This window comes from Algoriphagus aurantiacus, from assembly GCF_035156405.1.
GTDB lineage: Bacteria > Bacteroidota > Bacteroidia > Cytophagales > Cyclobacteriaceae > Algoriphagus > Algoriphagus aurantiacus.
Genome location: NZ_JAXRUT010000030.1, coordinates 20,613 through 40,616, shown reverse-complemented (window position 1 = coordinate 40,616; position 20,004 = coordinate 20,613). Strand labels below are relative to the sequence as shown.

The 20,004-nt window shown below is 40.1% G+C and carries 18 protein-coding genes; 14 read left to right on the top strand and 4 right to left on the bottom strand.

Annotated features, from left to right (window positions below; genetic code table 11):
* Nucleotides 1-162 precede the first annotated feature (162 nt).
* The 5 genes from SYJ56_RS22085 (at nucleotide 163) to SYJ56_RS22065 (ending at nucleotide 6,624) form a co-directional block, all read left to right on the top strand.
* Entirely contained in the window at nucleotides 163-1,704 is a 1,542-nt protein-coding gene (locus SYJ56_RS22085) for a carbon-nitrogen hydrolase family protein (RefSeq protein ID WP_323838007.1), read from the top strand.
* The gene (locus SYJ56_RS22080) at nucleotides 1,686-2,270 is read left to right on the top strand and encodes a KdsC family phosphatase (protein ID WP_323838005.1); all 585 of its coding nucleotides are present in this window, start codon (nucleotides 1,686-1,688) and stop codon (nucleotides 2,268-2,270) included. Before SYJ56_RS22085 ends, SYJ56_RS22080 begins: the two co-directional genes overlap by 19 nt.
* Nucleotides 2,257-3,105 (top strand): 3-deoxy-8-phosphooctulonate synthase, encoded by an 849-nt coding sequence (gene kdsA / locus SYJ56_RS22075; RefSeq protein WP_323838003.1) that lies wholly within the window; start codon nucleotides 2,257-2,259, stop codon nucleotides 3,103-3,105. The genes SYJ56_RS22080 and kdsA overlap by 14 nt, the downstream gene beginning before the upstream one ends.
* A 13-nt stretch (nucleotides 3,106-3,118) precedes the next feature.
* Nucleotides 3,119-4,759, top strand: a complete 1,641-nt coding sequence (locus SYJ56_RS22070; protein ID WP_323838001.1) for a L,D-transpeptidase family protein — start codon at nucleotides 3,119-3,121, stop codon at nucleotides 4,757-4,759.
* Nucleotides 4,760-4,959: 200 nt separating this feature from the next.
* Entirely contained in the window at nucleotides 4,960-6,624 is a 1,665-nt protein-coding gene (locus SYJ56_RS22065; RefSeq protein ID WP_323837999.1) for a L,D-transpeptidase family protein, read from the top strand.
* Here SYJ56_RS22065 and SYJ56_RS22060 read toward each other — a convergent pair.
* Nucleotides 6,604-7,293 (bottom strand): murein L,D-transpeptidase catalytic domain family protein, encoded by a 690-nt coding sequence (locus SYJ56_RS22060; protein ID WP_323837997.1) that lies wholly within the window; start codon nucleotides 7,291-7,293, stop codon nucleotides 6,604-6,606. The two genes, SYJ56_RS22065 and SYJ56_RS22060, sit on opposite strands and share 21 nt — an antisense overlap.
* A 295-nt stretch (nucleotides 7,294-7,588) precedes the next feature.
* Between SYJ56_RS22060 and SYJ56_RS22055 the strand changes: the two genes are divergently transcribed.
* Nucleotides 7,589-7,999: a 6-pyruvoyl trahydropterin synthase family protein gene (locus tag SYJ56_RS22055; protein ID WP_323837995.1), complete on the top strand. Its 411-nt coding sequence runs from the start codon at nucleotides 7,589-7,591 to the stop codon at nucleotides 7,997-7,999.
* Entirely contained in the window at nucleotides 7,959-8,663 is a 705-nt protein-coding gene (gene folE, locus SYJ56_RS22050; protein WP_323837994.1) for a GTP cyclohydrolase I FolE, read from the top strand. Before SYJ56_RS22055 ends, folE begins: the two co-directional genes overlap by 41 nt.
* Nucleotides 8,664-8,769: 106 nt before the next feature.
* Here folE and SYJ56_RS22045 read toward each other — a convergent pair whose 3' ends face one another.
* Nucleotides 8,770-9,489: a CPBP family intramembrane glutamic endopeptidase gene (locus SYJ56_RS22045; protein WP_323837992.1), complete on the bottom strand. Its 720-nt coding sequence runs from the start codon at nucleotides 9,487-9,489 to the stop codon at nucleotides 8,770-8,772.
* Between the two features lie 238 nt (nucleotides 9,490-9,727).
* On the opposite strand from SYJ56_RS22045, the gene SYJ56_RS22040 reads away from it, so the two are divergent.
* From SYJ56_RS22040 to SYJ56_RS22025, 4 genes are all read left to right on the top strand, one after another.
* Entirely contained in the window at nucleotides 9,728-10,045 is a 318-nt protein-coding gene (locus SYJ56_RS22040; protein ID WP_323837990.1) for a type II toxin-antitoxin system HigB family toxin, read from the top strand.
* 14 nt (nucleotides 10,046-10,059) lie between these two features.
* Nucleotides 10,060-10,416, top strand: coding sequence for a helix-turn-helix domain-containing protein (locus tag SYJ56_RS22035; RefSeq protein ID WP_323837988.1), 357 nt, complete (start codon nucleotides 10,060-10,062; stop codon nucleotides 10,414-10,416).
* Nucleotides 10,417-10,503: 87 nt separating this feature from the next.
* A complete protein-coding gene (locus tag SYJ56_RS22030; RefSeq protein WP_323837986.1) occupies nucleotides 10,504-11,637 on the top strand; it encodes a hypothetical protein in 1,134 nt (377 codons plus the stop codon).
* A 73-nt stretch (nucleotides 11,638-11,710) separates the two neighbouring features.
* On the top strand, nucleotides 11,711-12,706 hold the full coding sequence (locus SYJ56_RS22025) for a phosphotriesterase family protein (protein ID WP_323837984.1): 996 nt from the start codon (nucleotides 11,711-11,713) through the stop codon (nucleotides 12,704-12,706).
* An 84-nt stretch (nucleotides 12,707-12,790) separates the two neighbouring features.
* On the opposite strand, the gene SYJ56_RS22020 is transcribed toward SYJ56_RS22025, so the two are convergent.
* On the bottom strand, nucleotides 12,791-14,500 hold the full coding sequence (locus tag SYJ56_RS22020) for a M28 family peptidase (protein WP_323837982.1): 1,710 nt from the start codon (nucleotides 14,498-14,500) through the stop codon (nucleotides 12,791-12,793).
* Between the two features lie 51 nt (nucleotides 14,501-14,551).
* Entirely contained in the window at nucleotides 14,552-15,154 is a 603-nt protein-coding gene (locus tag SYJ56_RS22015; protein ID WP_323837980.1) for a hypothetical protein, read from the bottom strand.
* 215 nt (nucleotides 15,155-15,369) lie between these two features.
* Between SYJ56_RS22015 and guaA the strand changes: the two genes are divergently transcribed.
* The 3 genes from guaA (at nucleotide 15,370) to hemL (ending at nucleotide 20,001) form a co-directional block, all read left to right on the top strand.
* Complete coding sequence (guaA, locus tag SYJ56_RS22010) at nucleotides 15,370-16,899, top strand: glutamine-hydrolyzing GMP synthase (RefSeq protein WP_323837978.1); 1,530 nt, start codon at nucleotides 15,370-15,372, stop codon at nucleotides 16,897-16,899.
* Between the two features lie 144 nt (nucleotides 16,900-17,043).
* Nucleotides 17,044-18,693 (top strand): amino acid ABC transporter substrate-binding protein, encoded by a 1,650-nt coding sequence (locus tag SYJ56_RS22005; protein WP_323837976.1) that lies wholly within the window; start codon nucleotides 17,044-17,046, stop codon nucleotides 18,691-18,693.
* Nucleotides 18,694-18,696: 3 nt separating this feature from the next.
* The gene (gene hemL / locus SYJ56_RS22000; protein ID WP_323837974.1) at nucleotides 18,697-20,001 is read left to right on the top strand and encodes a glutamate-1-semialdehyde 2,1-aminomutase; all 1,305 of its coding nucleotides are present in this window, start codon (nucleotides 18,697-18,699) and stop codon (nucleotides 19,999-20,001) included.
* Nucleotides 20,002-20,004: the final 3 nt, after the last annotated feature.

Genomic DNA, 20,004 nt, shown 5'->3' with positions numbered 1-20,004 from the left:
TAGTTAGTACTTGTTTGTTGCATTCTTCAATTTCGAGTTATTCAAAATTGCTTTTAATGTAATATAATTCTATTAAACCATGCTGATTTAAGGATTGTTCTCATTTTTTCCTTGGGATGGAGGCTATGGAGATATTTAATTGAATTTGGCTAATTTTGAACCATGAGCAAGCAAAAAGAAGAGCTGGAGCATAGGCTAAAGCTTAGAAATATTAAACTCTCGGATTATGAAGATATCCGGGAAATCATGGTTTCTATTTATAAAAATCAAGGTGGAGCATGGACGAAAGAAGAACTAAAAAATCAACTTAGAGCCTTTCCTGAGGGTCAAATTGCAATCGAGGATAATGGGAAAGTCGTAGCGGCTGCTATGAGTTTAGTGGTCGATTATAATAAGTTTGGAGATAATCATACGTATGATCAAATCACCGGCTATGGCAAGTTCGACACCCATGACATGGAAGGAGATACGCTATATGGCACAGATGTCTTTGTACACATAGATTATCGGGGAATGCGATTGGGGCGTAGGTTGTATGATGTACGAAAAGAGCTTTGTGAGAATCTCAACCTTCGCTCGATCATCGCCGGAGGCAGGATTCCAGGCTATACGAATTACGCGGATGAAATGACACCAAGGAAATACATTGATCTGGTCAAAAACAAGGAGATTTTTGACTCGGTTTTGTCTTTCCAACTGGCAAATGAATTTCACGTCCGAAAAGTAATTACCAAGTATTTACCTTCCGATACTGATTCCAGAGCTTACGCTACACTCCTCGAATGGATCAATATCTACTATGAAAAGGACGAGAAGCTTATTGGTAACAAGAAGTCAATTGTCCGTCTTGGATTGGTACAGTGGAAGATGCGTAGATTCTCGAACGTGGATGACCTTATGCAGCAAGTGGAATTCTTCGTGGATACAGTTTCTGGTTATAAATCAGATTTCTGCCTACTTCCCGAATTCTTCAACGCACCACTTTTGGCAGAATTCAATGATATGGATGCTTCAGAAGCGATCCGAAATCTGGCAGATTATACAGATGAAATTATAAGCAGAATGAGCGATCTGGCGGTTTCTTATAACCTGAACATTGTCGCTGGATCTATGCCTGAGTACGATGGTAAAAAGCTTAGAAATGTAAGTTACCTCTGCAGGAGAGATGGTACCCAAGATAAACAATACAAGCTCCATATTACTCCAGATGAGGCTTCTTACTGGGGACTTCAAGGTGGAAATGGAATCAATGTCTTTGACACCGATGCAGGAAGAATAGGGATTTTGATATGCTACGATGTAGAATTTCCAGAACTTGGGAGAATCCTCGCAGAGCAGGAAATGGATATTTTGTTTGTTCCTTTTTGGACTGATACCAAGAATGCTTTCCTTCGGGTAAACACCTGCGCTAAATCACGTGCGATCGAAAACGAGTGCTACGTAGCGATTACGGGTTCGGTCGGTAATCTGCCTAAAGTGGAGAATATGGATATTCAGTATTCCCAAGCTGCAATTTATTCGCCTTCAGATTTCTCTTTCCCCCATGATGCGGTAGTTGCTATGGCTTCAGAAAATGAAGAAACTATCATCGTGGCCGATGTGGATTTGGATCTTTTGACCAAGCAGAGAAAAGCAGGAAGTGTACGTAATCTTGAGCAGAGAAGGCTCGACCTTTATTCAATCCAATGGAAGCAGAAAAAATAGTAGCTGATTACTTCGCTCATATCTCAGAAGATATTTGGGAAAGAGCAGCCAAAATAAAACTTGTCATCACCGATATAGACGGTGTGATGACTGATGGGGACATTATCTATGATGATAATGGCTTAGAATTTAAAAAATTTAATGTGAAGGACGGTTTGATCGTTTATCATCTGAGAAAAAATGGTTTGATGGTCGGAGCGATTACGGGTAGAGAATCCTACGTTGTTCAAAACCGCTGTGAGGAACTCAAGTTTGATTTTCATTACCATGGGGTTAAGAACAAGGGTAAAAAGTTTGGCGAAGTCTTAGAAACACTGGAACTGCAAGCTGAAGAAGTTGCCTTTATCGGGGATGACCTGATCGATCTTCCTATCTTGTCTCGCGTTGGTCTAGCTGTTGTTCCCAAGGATGCGCTGGAGTACATCAAGCCGATTGCCCATTATGTTTCCAGATTTGATGGAGGTAAAGGAGCTTTTCGGGAAGTTGGAGATTTGCTTCTTCATTCTAGCGGTAGCCTATCCACCATAATTGACACTTTATCCCTTCAGGAAAATGATAAAAAATAACAAGCCCATGCGAATCACGGATTCAGTGATTTTGGGTCAAGAAAAACCTGTTTTATTCGCTGGACCATGTGCTGTAGAAAGCTATGATATTTGTCTGGAAATCGGAACCAAAGTGAAAGCTTGGGCTGATGAACATGGTTTTTCTTATGTTTTCAAGGCGTCTTTTGACAAAGCCAATCGAACCTCCTCTGGATCATTTCGAAGTATAGGGATGGACAAATCCTTGGAAGTTTTACAGCGGGTAGGAAATGCTTTGAATGTCCCTTTAGTGACAGATATCCACGAAAGCTATCAAGTAAAGGATGTAGCGGAAGTGGTAGATGTCTTGCAAATTCCTGCGTTTCTTTGTCGGCAGACAGATTTGCTTTTAGCCGCAGGCGAAAGTGGAAAAGCCGTCAAAATCAAGCGTGGCCAGTTCATGGCACCTGAAGATATGCAATATGCGGTGTCCAAGGTGAGATCCACAGGAAATGAAAATGTATGTCTTACAGAAAGAGGCTTTTCGCTAGGATATCATAATCTGGTAGTGGACATGCGAGGACTTCCGATAATGCGCCAGTTTGCACCGGTTGTGTTTGATATTACTCATTCAGTACAGCAGCCAGGCGGACAGGGAGGAAGTAGTGGAGGTCAGCGTGAATTTGCCCCTATTTTGGCTAGAGCAGCTGCGGCAACAGGAATTGACGGATTCTTTATAGAAACTCATCCAGAGCCAGCCAAGGCACTTAGCGATGGGCCAAATCTGATCCCACTCCATAAAATGGGTCAGTTTTTAGAGATGCTGAAAGAGGCCTGGACATTGGGTAGAAAGTATCAGGATTTTGAAGTTGAATAATCAATCCACATTTATGAACAAACACTTGCTGGTATTAATGCTCCTGAGTCTTGCTCCGGGGCTTTTTTGTTTTGCCCAAAGCAATGATCTTTCCGATAATATTAGGATACGGCTAGAGCTAGATCAGCCTGATGTCCCTTTGAATGTCCGCAGTAACGAGCTTTTTGCCAAAGGCGAAATTCACCAGTTTTACACCAATCGCACTTTTAATCCAGCATGGACTCATGATGGTGTACTCTCTGAGTTAGCATACGAGTTGCGGTTTGAGATAATCCAAAGCGAGTTTGATGGACTTAAGCCAGAGAATTATCACTTGGATCTGATCAATGAATTTTTTAATCAATTCGAGTCCAACAAGAAGCAGTCTATTCCAAATGCGTTGGATGATCTGGCGGATGTGGACCTGTTGCTATCTGATGCATTTTTCCATTTGGCTTCACACTTGGAAATAGGTAAAGTGAATCCCAACAATCTAGCGGGGAATTGGCATATCACGGCTAAAAAGACAAAGGTTTCTTACAATGATTTGCTCGAAGTAGCTCTTGATAGTCAACAGATCAGACAATCTTTAGAGACGTTATATCCGTCTATATCAATTTATAAAAAAGGACGTGAGGTAATCCGGGCAATGGATGAAATCCGTAAACAGGACACACTCAACTGGAAGGCGGTCAAAATCTCGAAAACCATCAAAGTTGGTGAAAAAAATGGGGGGATCCCCAATTTGCGGGAGCGTCTGGGATTTTGGAAATACCTTCAGCCTTATGCTTATGCAGACGAGAAGGAATATGATTCTACTATGTTCTCAGCGGTTCAAAATTTCCAACAAAGAAATGGCTTAGAACCAGATGGGGCTTTGGGTAAAAACACGGTCAACGCTTTAAACCAATCTCCTGCTGACCTGATGGATAGAGCTGCGGTGAATATGGAGCGCCTCCGCTGGCTACCTGACACCTTACGGGGTGCTGAGATGATTCTGGTTAATATTGCCAACTATCAATTGGATTACCTGAGTAATCGAGACACGTTATTTACGGCTAGGGTGATTGTGGGTATGAAATACCATGCATCCCCGATTTTTTCTTCTGCGATGAGTTACATAGTATTTAGCCCTTACTGGAATTTGCCTACTTCCATCGTGCGGAATGAAGTGATGCCGGCGGTTCGCAAAAACCCAAATTACCTAGCGCAAAAAAACATGGAAGTAGTGACTTTCTCCGGCAAAGCTGTGGATCCCACGTCTGTTAATTGGAGCGGGAAATCTATTCCATATATGATCCGCCAAAAACCTGGAGCTCATAATTCTCTGGGTTTGGTGAAATTTATGTTTCCCAATGAGTATAGTGTTTACATTCACGATACACCTAGCAGGAGCCTGTTTACCAGAGAAGACCGAGCGCTGAGCCATGGCTGTATCCGAATTCAGAATCCTGCAGATTTTGCTGCATTACTTCTGAAGGATGACCCTACTTGGACTACTGAGAAAATCGATCAGGCTATGCATCAAAACAGGGAGCAAATCGTTACCCTCAACCGCAAAATTCCCGTAGTCCTGCTTTACCTCACCTTTTGGGCTGATTCGAAGGGGCAGGGACACTTTCGTCAAGATATCTATGACAGAGACGAAGAAGTACTAGAAGCGCTTCGCAAATAGCTAGTTTAACGAATCGCATTCTCCCCAAATTGGGTAATGCTAGACTCAATAAAAAAGCATAACTAATTATACCTATATAATCCCAGTTTATCTTAAGGCGCTGACAGTGAATAAGCTAAGTTTAATTCATTAGGGTTTCTTTTTTGATAGTTTTAAGCGTACGAACTTTGACAAAAATAAAGTGATACAAATCGCCTTTTATGAACAAGAAATTAATTTTATCCATTGCAGCAATTTTAGTCCTAGCCTTAGGATTGATATGGTTTTTCAATCAGCGTAGATCTGATTTGGCAGATGAATTGGAGCAAAGCCTAAGTGGAGAAGAGACCGGGATCTTAGCCCAATCTGCTTATGGAGATGAAATCAGGGAGTTTTATGCTTCGAGAGAGTACCTGGAAGTGTGGCTTTTCAATGGTTCGCTTTCCAAGACGGGTGAGGAATTACTCACTCAGATAGAAAATTCAAAATATGATGGCCTCCAGCCTGAGGATTATCATCTAAACCAGATTTATGAACTTTCCACTGATTCTGAAAAGGAAAAGAAGAAGTTCAGAAACTTATCCTCAGAAGAAAAAGTCCAGCTGGAACTTATGCTTACAGCTAGTTTTTACCAACTAGCCCATGACTTGGAAAAAGGGAAAGTAAACCCTTCTGATCTTGACCCAAACTGGAAATTTGAAGAGAAAGAAACTGAAGTGAATTACACTGCATTGCTTGAAGAAGTTGCAAATGGAAGTTCCGTTGACAAGGCTTTTGCAAGTTTATATCCTAGTTCGGATTTGTATGCACAGGGTAGAGATGCTATTGAAGAGTTGTATGAAATTCAAAAGAATGATACGCTCACTTGGGAATTCGAACCCGTGGAAGGAGCAATAAAAGTGGGAGAGAAGCATTCTGCTATTCCCGTATTGCGCAAGCGTTTAATATTTTGGGATTTTTTGAACCCTTACGAAATGGGAGATCCTACGCTCTTTGACTCTACAATGTTTGTTGGATTACAGAAATATCAAGAATCAAATGGCATGAATCCAGATGGGGTGATCGGCTCCTTAGTTGCTGAATCCCTTAATAATTCTCCTCAAAATCTAATCGATATAGCTTCCATTAATATGGAACGACTTCGATGGATGCCTAAAATGGATTGGGATCAAGAGATGGTGCTCGTGAATATTGCCAACTATCAACTGGACTATATGAATAAGTCCGACACTGCCTTCACAGCTAAAGTGATCGTGGGAGAAGAATACAATGAGTCGCCGACTTTTACGGCCCCGATGAGCTATATCGTTTTCAGTCCTTATTGGAATATTCCAGAGTCTATTACGAAGGACGAGATTATTCCGTCTATACAGGAAAACAATGGCTATCTGGAAGAGAAAAATATGGAAGTAGTTTCTAGTTCTGGTGAGACTGTCAATGCGAAGAATGTTGACTGGACTAATACTGGAGAGGATTTTCCATATAGGGTTAGGCAAAAGCCAGGGGGAGACAATTCCTTGGGACTTGTAAAATTCATGTTCCCGAATGAATACAATATTTACATTCACGATACGCCAGCCAGAAGTTTATTTGAGCGGGAAACAAGAGCGTTGAGTCATGGATGTATCCGGATTCAGAATCCAGATCAATTTGCTAAAATCCTTCTGAATGATAAATCTTGGGATGACGAAAAAATCAAAGAGGCAATGAATCAGGATGAGGAAGAGGTAGTAGAACTGGATCGAGATATACCAGTAGTGCTACTTTATATGACTTTCTGGGCTGATAAAAATGGGAAAGCTAATTTCCGATCTGATGTCTATGAAAGGGATCAGGCACTTTTGAAAGCGCTAAGAACTAAAAAATCAAGCCTGGATCAGGCTTGATTTTGTCAGGTAGTTATCGTCTTTTCCGAAGATGAAAAGCAAAGAACCCTCTTTGATTAGATCAATTGCTTTGGCAGAAAGCTCACTCGGTAGAGCAGGACAGCCAAGGCTTCTGCCTAATCTTCCTACAGACTTAGCAAATTCCTCTTTGGCATAATCCGCTCCATGGATTACTATCGCACGGTTTCTAGCCTGATCATTAAAACCTTTTTCCAGACCATCCAAACGAAGAGAATAGCCGTGTTTTCCGGAGTAAGTTTCAGCGGTTTTATAAAAGCCTAAACTACTTTTGAAGGATTCGGGTGTGTTGGAAAAGTTATTTGCCATCAAATCACCGGAATTTCTACCATGGGAAACCACAGAATTTAGGAGGATTTCTCCCTTTTCTGGATCGATAATCCACATTCTTTTGGCGGTGGAAGGGAGGCTGAAATCAATTACAGTTAGGACTTTAGAGCTAAGATTATCTCTCATTTTTGTCCAACCTTGAATAGCCAAGGTGAAGACTTCTTTGGATGGAAGTGCTCCATCTTTAGTATGTAATCCATCGTAAGTCACTGAGACTGGATCGATGGCTGTGATGGTACTTGATTTGTTTTCTTTGAAATCTGGATTAGGGAAAATCCCTATGAATAATAGGAAGGTAATCGCAAGAGTTTGTGAAAGCATAAGCATTTGGGTGATTATGTAAAGTTAGGATGAAATCCTGTGAGTTTAACGAAGTTAAAGTCAGTCTCTTATGATTTTGGTCATAAAACTTGTGAAATTTTTCTGGGAACCTTCTCACTAAGTTTCTCCGTTCTTGGCTTGATGAGATGATGCAGTTATTTTGGTACCAATTATTATTCTGTAATTTTGCGTTCCCAAAATTATTTCACTGTCTATCAGGATACTTCAAGTACTCTAACAGACAAAAAGGAAAATAATTCAAACAAAATCAGAAAAGTGGCTGTTTCAGCATTCAATGAAAGTATCAGTTTATAGAAAAGAACATTTTAATGCGGCGCATCGCCTACATAACCCAGAGTGGTCGGATGAGCAGAATCAAGCCGTTTTTGGGAAGTGCAATAACCCCCATTTTCATGGTCATAACTATGAATTGGTCGTAAAGCTGAGAGGGGAAGTGGATCCTCGAACTGGCTATGTTTACGATATGAAAGTGCTCAGTGATTTGATCAAGGAGCATGTATTGAGAAAATTAGATCACAAAAATTTAAACCTGGATACCGATGAATTCAAGAAACTTAATCCAACCGCTGAGAACATTGCAGTGGTTATTTGGAATATTTTAAGGGAAGAAATTGATCGAAAATTCGAGTTAACGATTCGACTTTATGAAACAGAAAGAAACTTTGTTGAATACGATGGGAATTAAAATTGCCCGCGCGTCATTTGAGGACATCGGAGATGAACATGTGGGGACTTCCCTGGAGACTCCATTACGAGCAGATGCTTTCGAAATGGATGATGAGCTGAAAGTAGAGTTGATCGAGAAACACTTCAGAGAAATCATGCATATCATGGGCTTGGATCTGACAGACGATAGTCTGAAAGGCACCCCGCATCGTGTAGCAAAGATGTATGTGAAGGAGGTTTTTAGTGGATTGAATCCAAAGAATAAGCCTGTAGCAAAACTTTTTGAAAACAAATACAAATACAACGAGATGCTTGTGGAGAAGAATATCACGTTCTTTTCGCACTGCGAACATCACTTCGTTCCGATTCATGGCAAGGCTCATGTTGCCTACATTTCCAATGGAAGTGTGATCGGTTTATCCAAAATCAACAGGATAGTCCAATATTTTGCTCAGCGTCCTCAAGTACAGGAGCGACTGACAATGCAAATCGGGAATGAACTAGTGGAGGCTCTAGGTACGGACGATGTGGCTGTGATCATGGATGCGGATCATATGTGTGTGAGTTCCAGAGGAGTGAAGGATACAACAAGTTCTACCTTGACATCGTTTTATTCAGGTAAGTTTGAAAAAGACGAGCAAACCCGAAATGAATTTCTGAAGTATATAAGTTTAGAAAGATAATTTTGAAATACTAGACCAACATTATAAACCGGGCTGCGAGGCTCGGTTTTTTTGTGGTTTAGTAATTTTACCGCAAAGGGCAAGGAGGATGGCGCGAAGGGAAATTTCACCTCATCCTTATTAGATTGACTACCCCATTTGCTAAGTTATGAGAAATCAAAGCAAGTAGAATGCTTCCACTTTTGATTGTAATCCAGCCCCAGATCAAACCATAAATTACAGACCAGAGAAATGGTGAGAATTCAAATACTATCTTAAGTTTTTCGGTAAGAAAAAGTCCATGTGCCATTCCAAATAATAGCGCTGTGATCCAGACAGCTGAGTGGAGAATAAGATTTTTACCTTTCATGATCTTAAGTAAAAGGCCAAGCATTATTCCCCGGTATGCAATTTCCTCGTTAATTCCCGGCATTGAAAATTGAAATAAGAGTGTTTCTAAATTGAATGTCTTATCGGGGGAGAAGAAAGCCACTATAATATTGATTAATAAAATAGAGCATAGAATGAAAATTCCCTTAGTAGCGAATTTCTTATTCTGTCTAAAAGTCAAAAAGTAATCAGATAAGGGGAATTTTCTGTATAGCGACAAGAAAACTAAGGCACCTATTACGGCATATAGTTTACCAGACCAATTCCAGTTCGAAACCCCAATCCGTATTTCCGGATATTCTATGGAAAGAAATAACAATACCTCATTCAATAAACGATAGGCTACAAATGCTATCAGGATCTTCAGCGTTTCCGAATCCCTTTTTCTCAGCGTGAGTAGAATAATTGGAAGCACAACAGCCAGTTGAAGTAAATTTTCTGCTATAACTCTAATCATCGTTCTTTTAATAGTTTCTCCATATTTTTAAGCACAACGAATTATGCCGGAGCCAAATTAATATACCTCTCATGATGATTTAGGATGAGTAAAATATTTTTGAGTTTCAAGCCGAATTTTTTTTAACAGCATATCAGCTGCTAAGTCAAAGGAGGTAACACGACTAGCGCGGTATACAAAGTAAATCACCATAATACAAAATGTTTGCAATTTGACAACTTTTCAATACCTTTGATCAATGAGAATTCTTATTAAGAAGACTATCTTATATTACACTCAAAAGTATCCTATGGCTTCGACTCAACTTTTGATTTGGTATAATGAATTTTTAAAAAGAGAATTTTCAAATTTCAATGAGCTGAAACAAGTTTATGGAAATGCCAGCATCGTTAGTAATAATAGAGTTGTTTTCAATATAAAAGGCAATGATTTCCGACTCGTAGTTTCACTGAATTTTTCGCAGAAAGCTTGCTATGTATTGTGGTTTGGAACTCACAAAGAATATGACAAAATAGACGTACGGAAAATTGATTTTGACCCGACAATCTTAAATTGACTCAAATTATGGATATGAATTGGAAAGTTTTAAAAAGCGAAAAAGACTATAATAAAGCTTCGAAAAGATTGATGGAAATATTCCATGCTGAGCCAAATACGTCAGAAAGTGATGAGCTTGAACTTCTATTGGTGCTGGTTAAAGATTATGATGACAAACATTATCAGCTTCCAGAGCTTGATCCGCTAGAAGTCATTAAGTACAAAATGCAAGAAATGGGAATCAAGGCAAAAGATCTTGAACCAATAATTGGCAGTAAAGGACATGTGTCGGCAGTATTGTCAGGCAAGCGTGATATCACGCTGAAGATGGCCCAAAAACTTAAAAATTTCTTCAGTATTCCTGCGGAAGTATTTCTCCACAGTTCCTGATCTTTGACAGGTGATAAATCAGAAAATCCATCGTTCAATTTTGAATTCCTGATCATCACACCTATCTTATTAGGAAAAAATAATAAAATGAAGAATTTTTTATTGATTTCAATTATTCTAGTCCTCATTTCCTGCGGGGAAAAGACTGATGAAACTAAGGCAACGGCTTATATTCCTGAGTTAGTGATTACCGATAGTCTAGTGATTGATAACTTGACCGAACTTGCACTAATAGATGTCAAAGAGGATCACTCTGAATATCTTTTTTATGATTGGGCTACTAGTGAACTTCTTAGGATTAATCCCGAGGGACACATACTTACCAAAGCAAATAGGAGTGAAGATGGCAAGGACAGTTTCAAATCAAGGTATTTTAGCACAGCCACCTATATGGGTGAAGATAAGATACTAATACTCTCACATACTGGAGCTTTTATTTTTGATCTGGAATTTAATCTAATTGAGGAACGTGAGTTGGATTTTGAATTGATCACTAGAAGAATTGTAGGTAGTCGAGCTGCTCTTACGCATAAGAATTTCTTTTATACATTTTCACTCGACAAGTCTGAGTCACATGAGGTTAATCAATCAGATGATTTTAATATTGCTTACCCGTTTATTACAATAAGAGATCTCAGTTCCATGAAAACCCTTAGTTCAGCGTTCATTCCTGCTGAAAGCCAAGTGGCTATCAATCCCGGACAATACAATAATTTAGATCCGATTGTAAAATTTTTTGAGGATGAGCTGTTTGTGCTTTTTCCAAATTCCCCTGAAATGTATGTCTATGAGTTTCCTGAATTAAAGTTGAAAAGAAAATGGGATTTGAACCCTGGTAAAAGCTACAAACAGATTTCGCCAACTAGGGATGAAGCATCATTTGAAGGATTTTTAAATGCTTTGGCCAGTTCAGAATACACGAATTTTGTGATCTCAAATGATTATTTGTTAACGCAATTTGATGGCTTTGCGCCACAAGAGGACGTAGATAAGCTTCCAAAAGAGAATGTGGGTGGGCCAGAATTTATGGAATTGGCAGATAAATATAAGTCAATCCCCAATTACCAGATTTTTAAAAGCGAAGAAAAAATATGGCAAGGCAATTGGGATGTGAACCTTTGGTCAGTTCGTGATATACTATATTCAAACGCCAAGCCGGGTGAAGATCCTGATGCGGTCGAAAAGGATGTGCAGACCATCTACTTTTATGAGCTAAAATAGCTAAGACTTCTGAAGACTTTTCTAAACTAGGCTCAAAATTGGAATTGACCCTGGGAGTTAAGTAGCTTTATGTATGAGATTTTTACTGCTAGTAACATTAAGTTTTCTGATCATTGATTTTGCGACTGCCCAGTCGGAAGAGAGAAGCAATTATATCCACACTGTAAATGGCCCCATTTCCACAGATTCCTTGGGTTTGACATTAATTCATGAGCATATGCTGGTGGATTTTATAGGTGCGGATTCAGTCTCTCCAGAGCGTTATAATCAAGAAGAAGTAATTACTAAAGTTTTACCGTATTTGCTGGAAGTGAAGAAGCATGGTGTGAAGACGATTTTTGATTGTACACCTTCTTATTTAGCCAAAGATCCAATGCTACTTAAAAAACTGAGTGAGCAATCTGGAATTCAACTTATCACAAATACTGGACTTTATGGTACGCAAAAGGGAAGGTTTTTACCTGATTATGCATTTACAGAAACAGCGGATAAGTTGTCAGAGCGGTGGATTAATGAATACGAAAATGGGATAGAAGGAACTGGTATCAAGCCGGGATTTATCAAAATTTCTGTTAATGAGGATGATTCTTTGGGGGAAATGGATTCAAAATTAGTCAGAGCAGCAGGAATGACTTATGAGAAAACCGGTTTGAAAATCTATTCCCACACCGGAACTTGGAATATAGCCAAGCAGGAAGTGGCAATTTTGCAGGAAATGGGAATTTCTCCAACATCATTCGTTTGGGTTCATGCACAGGCCGAACAGGATTTTCAGAATTATGCCACTGCTACAAAAATGGGAGTTTGGGTCAGTTTAGATGGAATAGGATGGAGTGTAGATGAATACGTGGATCGCTTATTTTTTGCTAAGGAAAATGGATTCTTGGATCAAGTGCTGATTTCCCACGATGCAGGTTGGTATGACCCCGCCAAACCCAATGGCGGAGATTTTGTGCCTTTTACCAATATTTTCGAAAAACTAATGCCAGCATTAAACGCCAAGGGATTTACGGCATCAGATTGGGAAATGCTGTTGGTGGAAAATCCAAAACGAGCTTTTGGAAATTAACAAAATCAATGATCAGGTTTGGAAATGTGAAGAAGTCTACAAATAAATAAAATCGCTGCGCCGCTGCGACGCCGCGAGATTTTACTAAAGTTGAGGCACCTGAGCCTTAATCGCTGCTTTTGCCAGCGTTATTTTTCTTAAGGTTTTTTCATCATCGGCAGGCACCAAATCCTTAATAGAATCCATAGTACGTTCATAATAATCCGTCCAGGTATCTAGGATCTTTTGCTCTTCCTCCTTTGATCCACCAGCTGCAATAGCCTTTTTGCTGAGTTGGTTTTCTGTTATTAACCGTACAGATGCTTTTGCTATGATCATTGCAATCATGTGATCAACAGTTTTCGCATCCGCATTCAATAAAGTAAAAGCAGAAACCAAAGCTGCCGTCCCTACATTTTGCATGGTTTTTTGGGAGACTTTATCCAAGCGGTCATTATCTGTGTGATAAAACTGATCGGTAAAGTGCCAAAGCAAAAGTCCCGGAATATCAGCCTGAAGGAATGGGGTATGATCAGATCCTCCTTCGAATGGATTGGTTTTCACCACCCAGTCAGCATATTCTCCTTGCGCCTCAAAATTGGTCAGGATAAAGTCATTTAAATAGTGCGGTTTCATTTGCTCTACGGTCATTGGTGAGCCTCCCCATTCACTATGCTTGTCCTCACCGCGAGTCCAGATTGCACTTGGATCAGGCATTTTTTCAATTAGGAATGTCCCGCCCGTGATGTCAGTATTTTCACCAACCATATCCAAAGAAATTCCCCAGTTGATATCGGCTTCCCGCTTATCCTTTTCCTCGATGTATCTTCTTGTAGAAATTATCTCATCTCCCCAGAGAAAGGTCAGCGTGCGCTTCAGATCCAGCTTTCCTTGTTGGATCAAATCTGTTGTAATGCTTGCCATTTCCAGTTGCGTGCCCACTCCTGTAGCATTGTCATTTGCGCCAGGCTCTTGGATATGCGCTGAGAATACCAGACTTTCCAAAGGTAATTCGCTTCCTTTCACATTAGCTACTACAGTGAGTTCCTCTGATTCATAAATCTTGGTTTCTGCCTTCACTAGCAGTTTTACTTTGCCTTTTGCTAATTCTGCTTTCAGTTTTTCTTTGGCTTCGAAAGATAGTGCAATCGCCCAGGCAGGATTAGCTGCATCGTATCTCAAGCCTCGAAACTGAATGGAAGTAGTGTTTTTCTCAGGTTGCAGATAGGCTGGCATATCATAAGTCAGCACGCCCAATGCACCTTTCTCGTTCACCACAGCCTGTAAAGTCCTGTAGCCTACCTGATCCGAGAAGAGAATTTTTCCGGTTAAATCAAGTGAAGAAAGAGCTTCCTTGCTTTTTATATAAATCACTTCTGCACTAATCCCCTCAGATGGAGTGGAGGAGGAGTATTGATAAATCATGTTGCGGTTGGTCTCCGATGAAAGTAGATTTTCATTGGAGTCAACTATTTTCAAAGAAGCAGAAACCGGCTCCCAAGTTGGTTGTCTCATATCCCGAGTTTCGATTCTATAGGTGAATCGATCTGCGTCGGTTGCTTTTTCTTCCAATACATAACCAGCTGCTTCCAGCTTCTCAGCAATAAGAAATACAGTGTTATTAAATCCAGTATTTCCAGCAATCCTCCAATATTGCTCCACAAAAGCTACTGTCTCGTAGGCTAAGTCACCGTCGAATTCTGGTCTTACGAGCTTAAAGTAAGGGCTGGTAACTTTCTGAAGGGGAGCTTTTTGAGCAAAAGAACTGATGCTAAAAGCTAGTAAAAACAGGGAGAGAATAGGTTTTATATTCATATGGAAGACTTGAGTTCTTTCGAAGTAAGGACGCAAGTTAGAATTTTGAGTTTATTTCTTTCCGAGTTTAAATCTCAATTTATAGGTAGCGTTTAGATACCATGGAATGGCATTATCAGCTCCGAATGCTGAAAGACTGACTGCATTTTTACGATTTGGATTCTTAGAGTTCCATTCAGCTTCTAATTCTATCATTAAACCAACGCGTTGATATTTGTTGACTATGTAGTTTGAGACGGGCTGTCCTGAATAAAAAGAACGGATGAAAGATTCTCCTCCAAGCTGTAGGGAAGGTCCAGCTGAAAAAGCTAAGTTGAATCCAGAAGGTCGCAGTATAATGTCGTATTTGAATGATGGGGTAATGAAGATGCCAGAAGACTGTTCATTATTTTTTCCACTGGAATAAATAGGTAATGTTTCTTCCTCCAAACTACCCAGGGATTGATAAAATGAGAGTCCGGCATTAAAGGAGGTTCTTTTTCCTAGCCTCACATTCAATTCGTTTGTGAAGTTTAGTCCCCATAGCAAATTCATTCCGTCAATGGATGAACCGAATCCTACACTGTATTGTAATTTGGGCTCTTCCTGAGCATAAGATGCGATGGGAAATAAACAGGCGAAGAAAAGGACGAGAGATAGTAGATTTGTTTTCATGCTAAAAAGGATTTTAAAGATGTTTCAGCAAACATCTAATAATCTTTTCACTATAAAATATTCTTTAGTTACATTTAACTAAAAAGTTGTTAAATAATTAGAATTCAAATTCTTAGGTTGTTTCCTATGACTGATTTCTGTTTTTCATCCAAAATCCCTCACCAAATTTTCTTTGTCGGATTTTAGTAAGCCATCTTACCTGCTTACCTTTGCGCATGGCAGAACAAATCTTGATCCTTGATTTCGGTTCTCAGTACACACAACTCATCGCCCGAAGAGTTAGAGAGCTGAATGTATATTGCGAAATTCACCCTTATAACAAAGTTCCAGAGATCACCTCCGATATTAAAGGAGTGATACTTTCAGGTTCCCCTTGCTCAGTTAGAGATGAGGGTTCACCTGATTTGGACTTGGATGTTTTGAGAGGCAAACTTCCACTTTTAGGCGTGTGTTACGGTTCACAGCTATTGGCTCAGAAATATGGCGGAGAAGTGCTTCCGTCTGAGATCAGAGAGTACGGACGTGCCAATTTGACCCATATTGACAATCACTATGATTTGTTGAAAGAAATGAATCATGGTTCCCAAGTGTGGATGTCCCATGGAGATACAATCAAGAATCTGCCAGAAAATTTCGAAGTGATCGCCAGCACCGATTCTGTTCGTGTGGCTGCTTTTAAAATACAGCATGAAGAAACTTACGGAATTCAATTCCATCCTGAAGTAACCCATTCTACAGAGGGAAAAAATCTCCTTAGAAATTTTGTCGTAGGAATTTGCGGCTGTGCCCAAGATTGGACTTCCGATGTATTTATCGACGCAAGTATAGCTGACCTGAAAGCTAAAATTGGCTTGGATAAAGTGGTAATGGGGCTTTCAGGCGGAGTAGACTCTTCAGTAGCTGCTACACTGATTCACCGAGCTATTGGAGATCAACTGATCTGTGTGTTTGTGGACAATGGATTGCTTCGCAAAAATGAATTCGAAGAAGTTCTGGAATCGTACAAGCATATGGGATTGAATGTCATTGGAGTAGATGCCAAGCAGAAATTCTATGATGCCTTGGCAGGTGTGACAGATCCTGAAGCTAAGAGAAAAGCTATTGGAAACGCATTTATTGAGGTTTTTGATGAAGAATCAAACAAACTCGAAGGCGTAAAATGGCTCGGACAAGGAACAATCTATCCAGATGTAATTGAGTCGATCTCTGTAAAAGGACCTTCTGCTACGATCAAATCTCACCATAATGTGGGCGGATTACCAGACTTTATGAATCTTTCAGTAGTGGAGCCATTGAATACACTATTCAAAGATGAGGTACGTGAAGTGGGTAGAGCGTTGGAGATTGTGGAAACTATTATAGGAAGACATCCATTCCCGGGTCCGGGGCTTGGAATCCGAATTTTGGGAGATGTCACCGCTGAAAAAGTGAAGACTCTTCAGGAGGTGGATCATATTTTTATCAAAGGCTTGAAAGATTCAGGTCTTTACGATCAGGTTTGGCAGGCAGGAGCGATGCTCCTTCCAATCCAGTCAGTAGGAGTAATGGGGGACGAGCGTACCTATGAGAAAGTAGTTGCGCTAAGAGCTGTAGGTTCTGTAGATGGAATGACAGCAGATTGGATTCATCTTCCATATGAGTTTTTGGGAAAAATATCTAATGATATCATCAATAAAGTGAAAGGAGTGAATCGGGTTGTTTACGATATTTCTTCCAAGCCACCCGCAACTATTGAGTGGGAATAGAAGAATTTCAAATTTTAAATTTATAGAAACCCGAAGAAAAGTCTTCGGGTTTTTACCTTTCCATGCTTTTCGGCCTGAACTTTGGGTTTGAAAATATTGGGTTAAATTTGCACACCTGTTTGATGTTTGATTCACCTCGATAAAATGAAAAAATTTCTTTTAGTAATTCCGGTATTTTTCATCTTGAGCTTCGCCTTCGCTCAAATTCCTACCCCGGATGATTATCGCAAGGCTCAGTCCGAGCTTGCCGCCAAAAATTATTGGGAAGCCATTCCGCTTTTCAAGAAATTTACAGATCCAAAAGAGTATGGGAATCTGGCTAACTACGCAGCATTTCACTTGGGCGAGGCAGCACTTGGAGCCAATCAACCTGCACAGGCGATAGCCGCATTGGAACCTGTAGTGACTGGTAATTGGGCTAAATCTGATGAGTCAAAATATCTCTTAGCAATTGCATATTTTAAAAACCAACAGAATATAGAAGCTCTTCAGCTCATCAAAAAAATCAAAGATAAGTCGATAATGGAGATGGCTGAAAATGCCACATACGAAAATTTAAAGCAGGTGAGTGTAAGCTTTATGATTGCCAATCTTTCTGAATTCAAAGAAAATAAGGGCTATGGAGAGGCGTTAAAGCGAGTTTTGGAAAGTCAGAGTATACTTTCTGCCACTGAGCGAGCTGCTTACTATGAGTTGCAGGGTAAGGCAAATGAAAGTAAAAACGTAGTGAAAGATCAGGTGTTGGATATCGTTGTGATTTTACCATTTACCAGTTCCTCCCGTGCAAATGTGTCTAGCATTTCCCAAAATGATTTTGTTTTCGAGTTATACCAAGGATTGGAATACGGAGTAGAGCAATTGAAGCTACAAGGGACTCAGGTCAATATGTTGACTTTTGACTCGAAGAGAGATGTCGCACATTTGCAAAATCTATTGTCAGAGCCAGCTATTGCCTCGGCTGACATCATCATAGGACCGATTTATCCGGAGGAAGCTGATATGGTTAGCAATTTTGCGGAGACAGCAAAAGTCCCATTTGTTCATCCACTTTCTAATTTGGGTGATAGATTTGAGGAATTGGATTACAGTTATCTGTTTAGACCTTCGGTTAGTTCTATTGCTAATGGAATTGTGGATGGTCTTAGACAGCAGAATTGGGGTAAAAGAGTGGCAATAGGATATAGCATTAGCTCCCGTGATGAAATGCTCGCGAATATGCTTCAAGATCAATTAGGGAGAGCAGGGTTTCAATTGATTAAATTCCAGCAGATAAACCCACGAAACACGAGTGACTTCTTGCAGGGTTTGGGCATAAGAAGAGGAGATGCTAGCATGTCTGTAGATCAGATTATTTTACTGTCAGATGATCCAGCTATTGCACAACCAGCATTTTCATTGATGGAATCAATTACAGCATCTATTCCGACATTGGTTATGGATTCTTGGTTGGGTTTCAATTTTGCTAATTATGAAATGCTGGAGTTTCCAAATTTTTATTTTATCGGAAATAACACCTTGAATTTTTATGGAGAGCCTATGCAGCAATTCCGAAATAAATTTTATGATAAGTATCTGAGTTTTCCAAGTATGAATACGGTCCTTGGAGCTGAATTGGTCAGTTGGGTGTCGTCTAATATGTCCGATACAAAGGGCTTTGATTTGAGAAGAAATCTGAATCAGAAAGCATTTCAAGCAGGTAATTTAACTTGGGGATTTAACTTCCAAAGCACCCATAATAATCAATATGTGCCTTTGTTTACCTTAGAAGCAGGGGAATTGAAACCTTTAGATTAACCAATGAATATTTCCAAGAGTAAAGAGCTTTTTGTAAAAGCCCAAAATTTCATTCCAGGCGGTGTGAATTCACCTGTTCGTGCCTTTAGAGCTGTAGGCGGAGAGCCACTTTTTATCAAAAAAGCTGATGGAGCTTATTTGTACGATGAGGATGGAAATAAATTTATCGAACTAATCAATAGCTGGGGTCCGATGCTTTTGGGTCATAATCATCCGAAAGTCAAAGAAGCGGTGATCAAGGCAATGGAAGATGGTACGTCCTTCGGCGCTCCGACAGCAAGAGAAGTAGAGATAGCGGAGCTCATTGTAAGTATGGTGCCATCCATCGAGAAAGTTCGTATGGTTAATTCCGGGACAGAAGCGACCATGTCTGCCATTCGCGTGGCAAGAGGGTATACTGGTCGTGATAAGTTTATCAAAATGGAAGGGCATTACCATGGACATGGTGATTCTTTTTTAATCGCTGCTGGTTCCGGAGCTATGACAATGGGTGATCCTGATTCTCCAGGAGTGACCAAAGGAACAGCAAAAGACACCTTGATTGCCCCATACAATGATCTTGAAGCTATAGAGCAACTGATTGCTGCAAATCCGGGTGAAATTGCTGCATTGATATTAGAGCCTGTTCCGGGAAATATGGGACTTTGTCTTCCTAAGGAAGGTTATCTCCAAGGATTACGGGATATCTGTACAAGAGAAGGAATTTTATTGATCTTCGATGAGGTGATGACAGGTTTTCGTCTGGCAAAAGGTGGCGCTCAGGAAGTTTTCAGAGTGACACCTGATATGACCACCTTGGGCAAAATCATCGGTGGAGGAATGCCTGTAGGAGCCTATGGTGGAAAGAGAGAAATCATGGAATTTGTTTCTCCAGCAGGACCTGTTTATCAGGCAGGTACACTTTCTGGAAATCCAATCGCTATGGCAGCTGGATTGACAATGCTTAAGTATCTTAACGAAGATTCGGAGGTCTATGCGGAGTTAAATCATATAGGGACGAAATTAACAGATGGCATAAAAAGCATCAATCAGGAATTAGGATTGGACTATACTGTGAATAGCTTGGGAAGCATGTATTCCCTGTTTTTTACTGATAAGCCTGTTTTTGACTTTGAAAGTGCAAAGACGGCGGACACTGTGTTGTTTGGGAAATATTTTCAAGCGATGTTGAAGCAGGGAGTATACTTGGCACCAAGCCAGTTTGAAAGCTTGTTCTTATCTACAGCTCTGAAAGATGAACTCATCGATGAGATCCTAGTTGCCCATAAGGACGCGATGGTAGAGGTAATGGGTTTGAAAGTAATATAAATA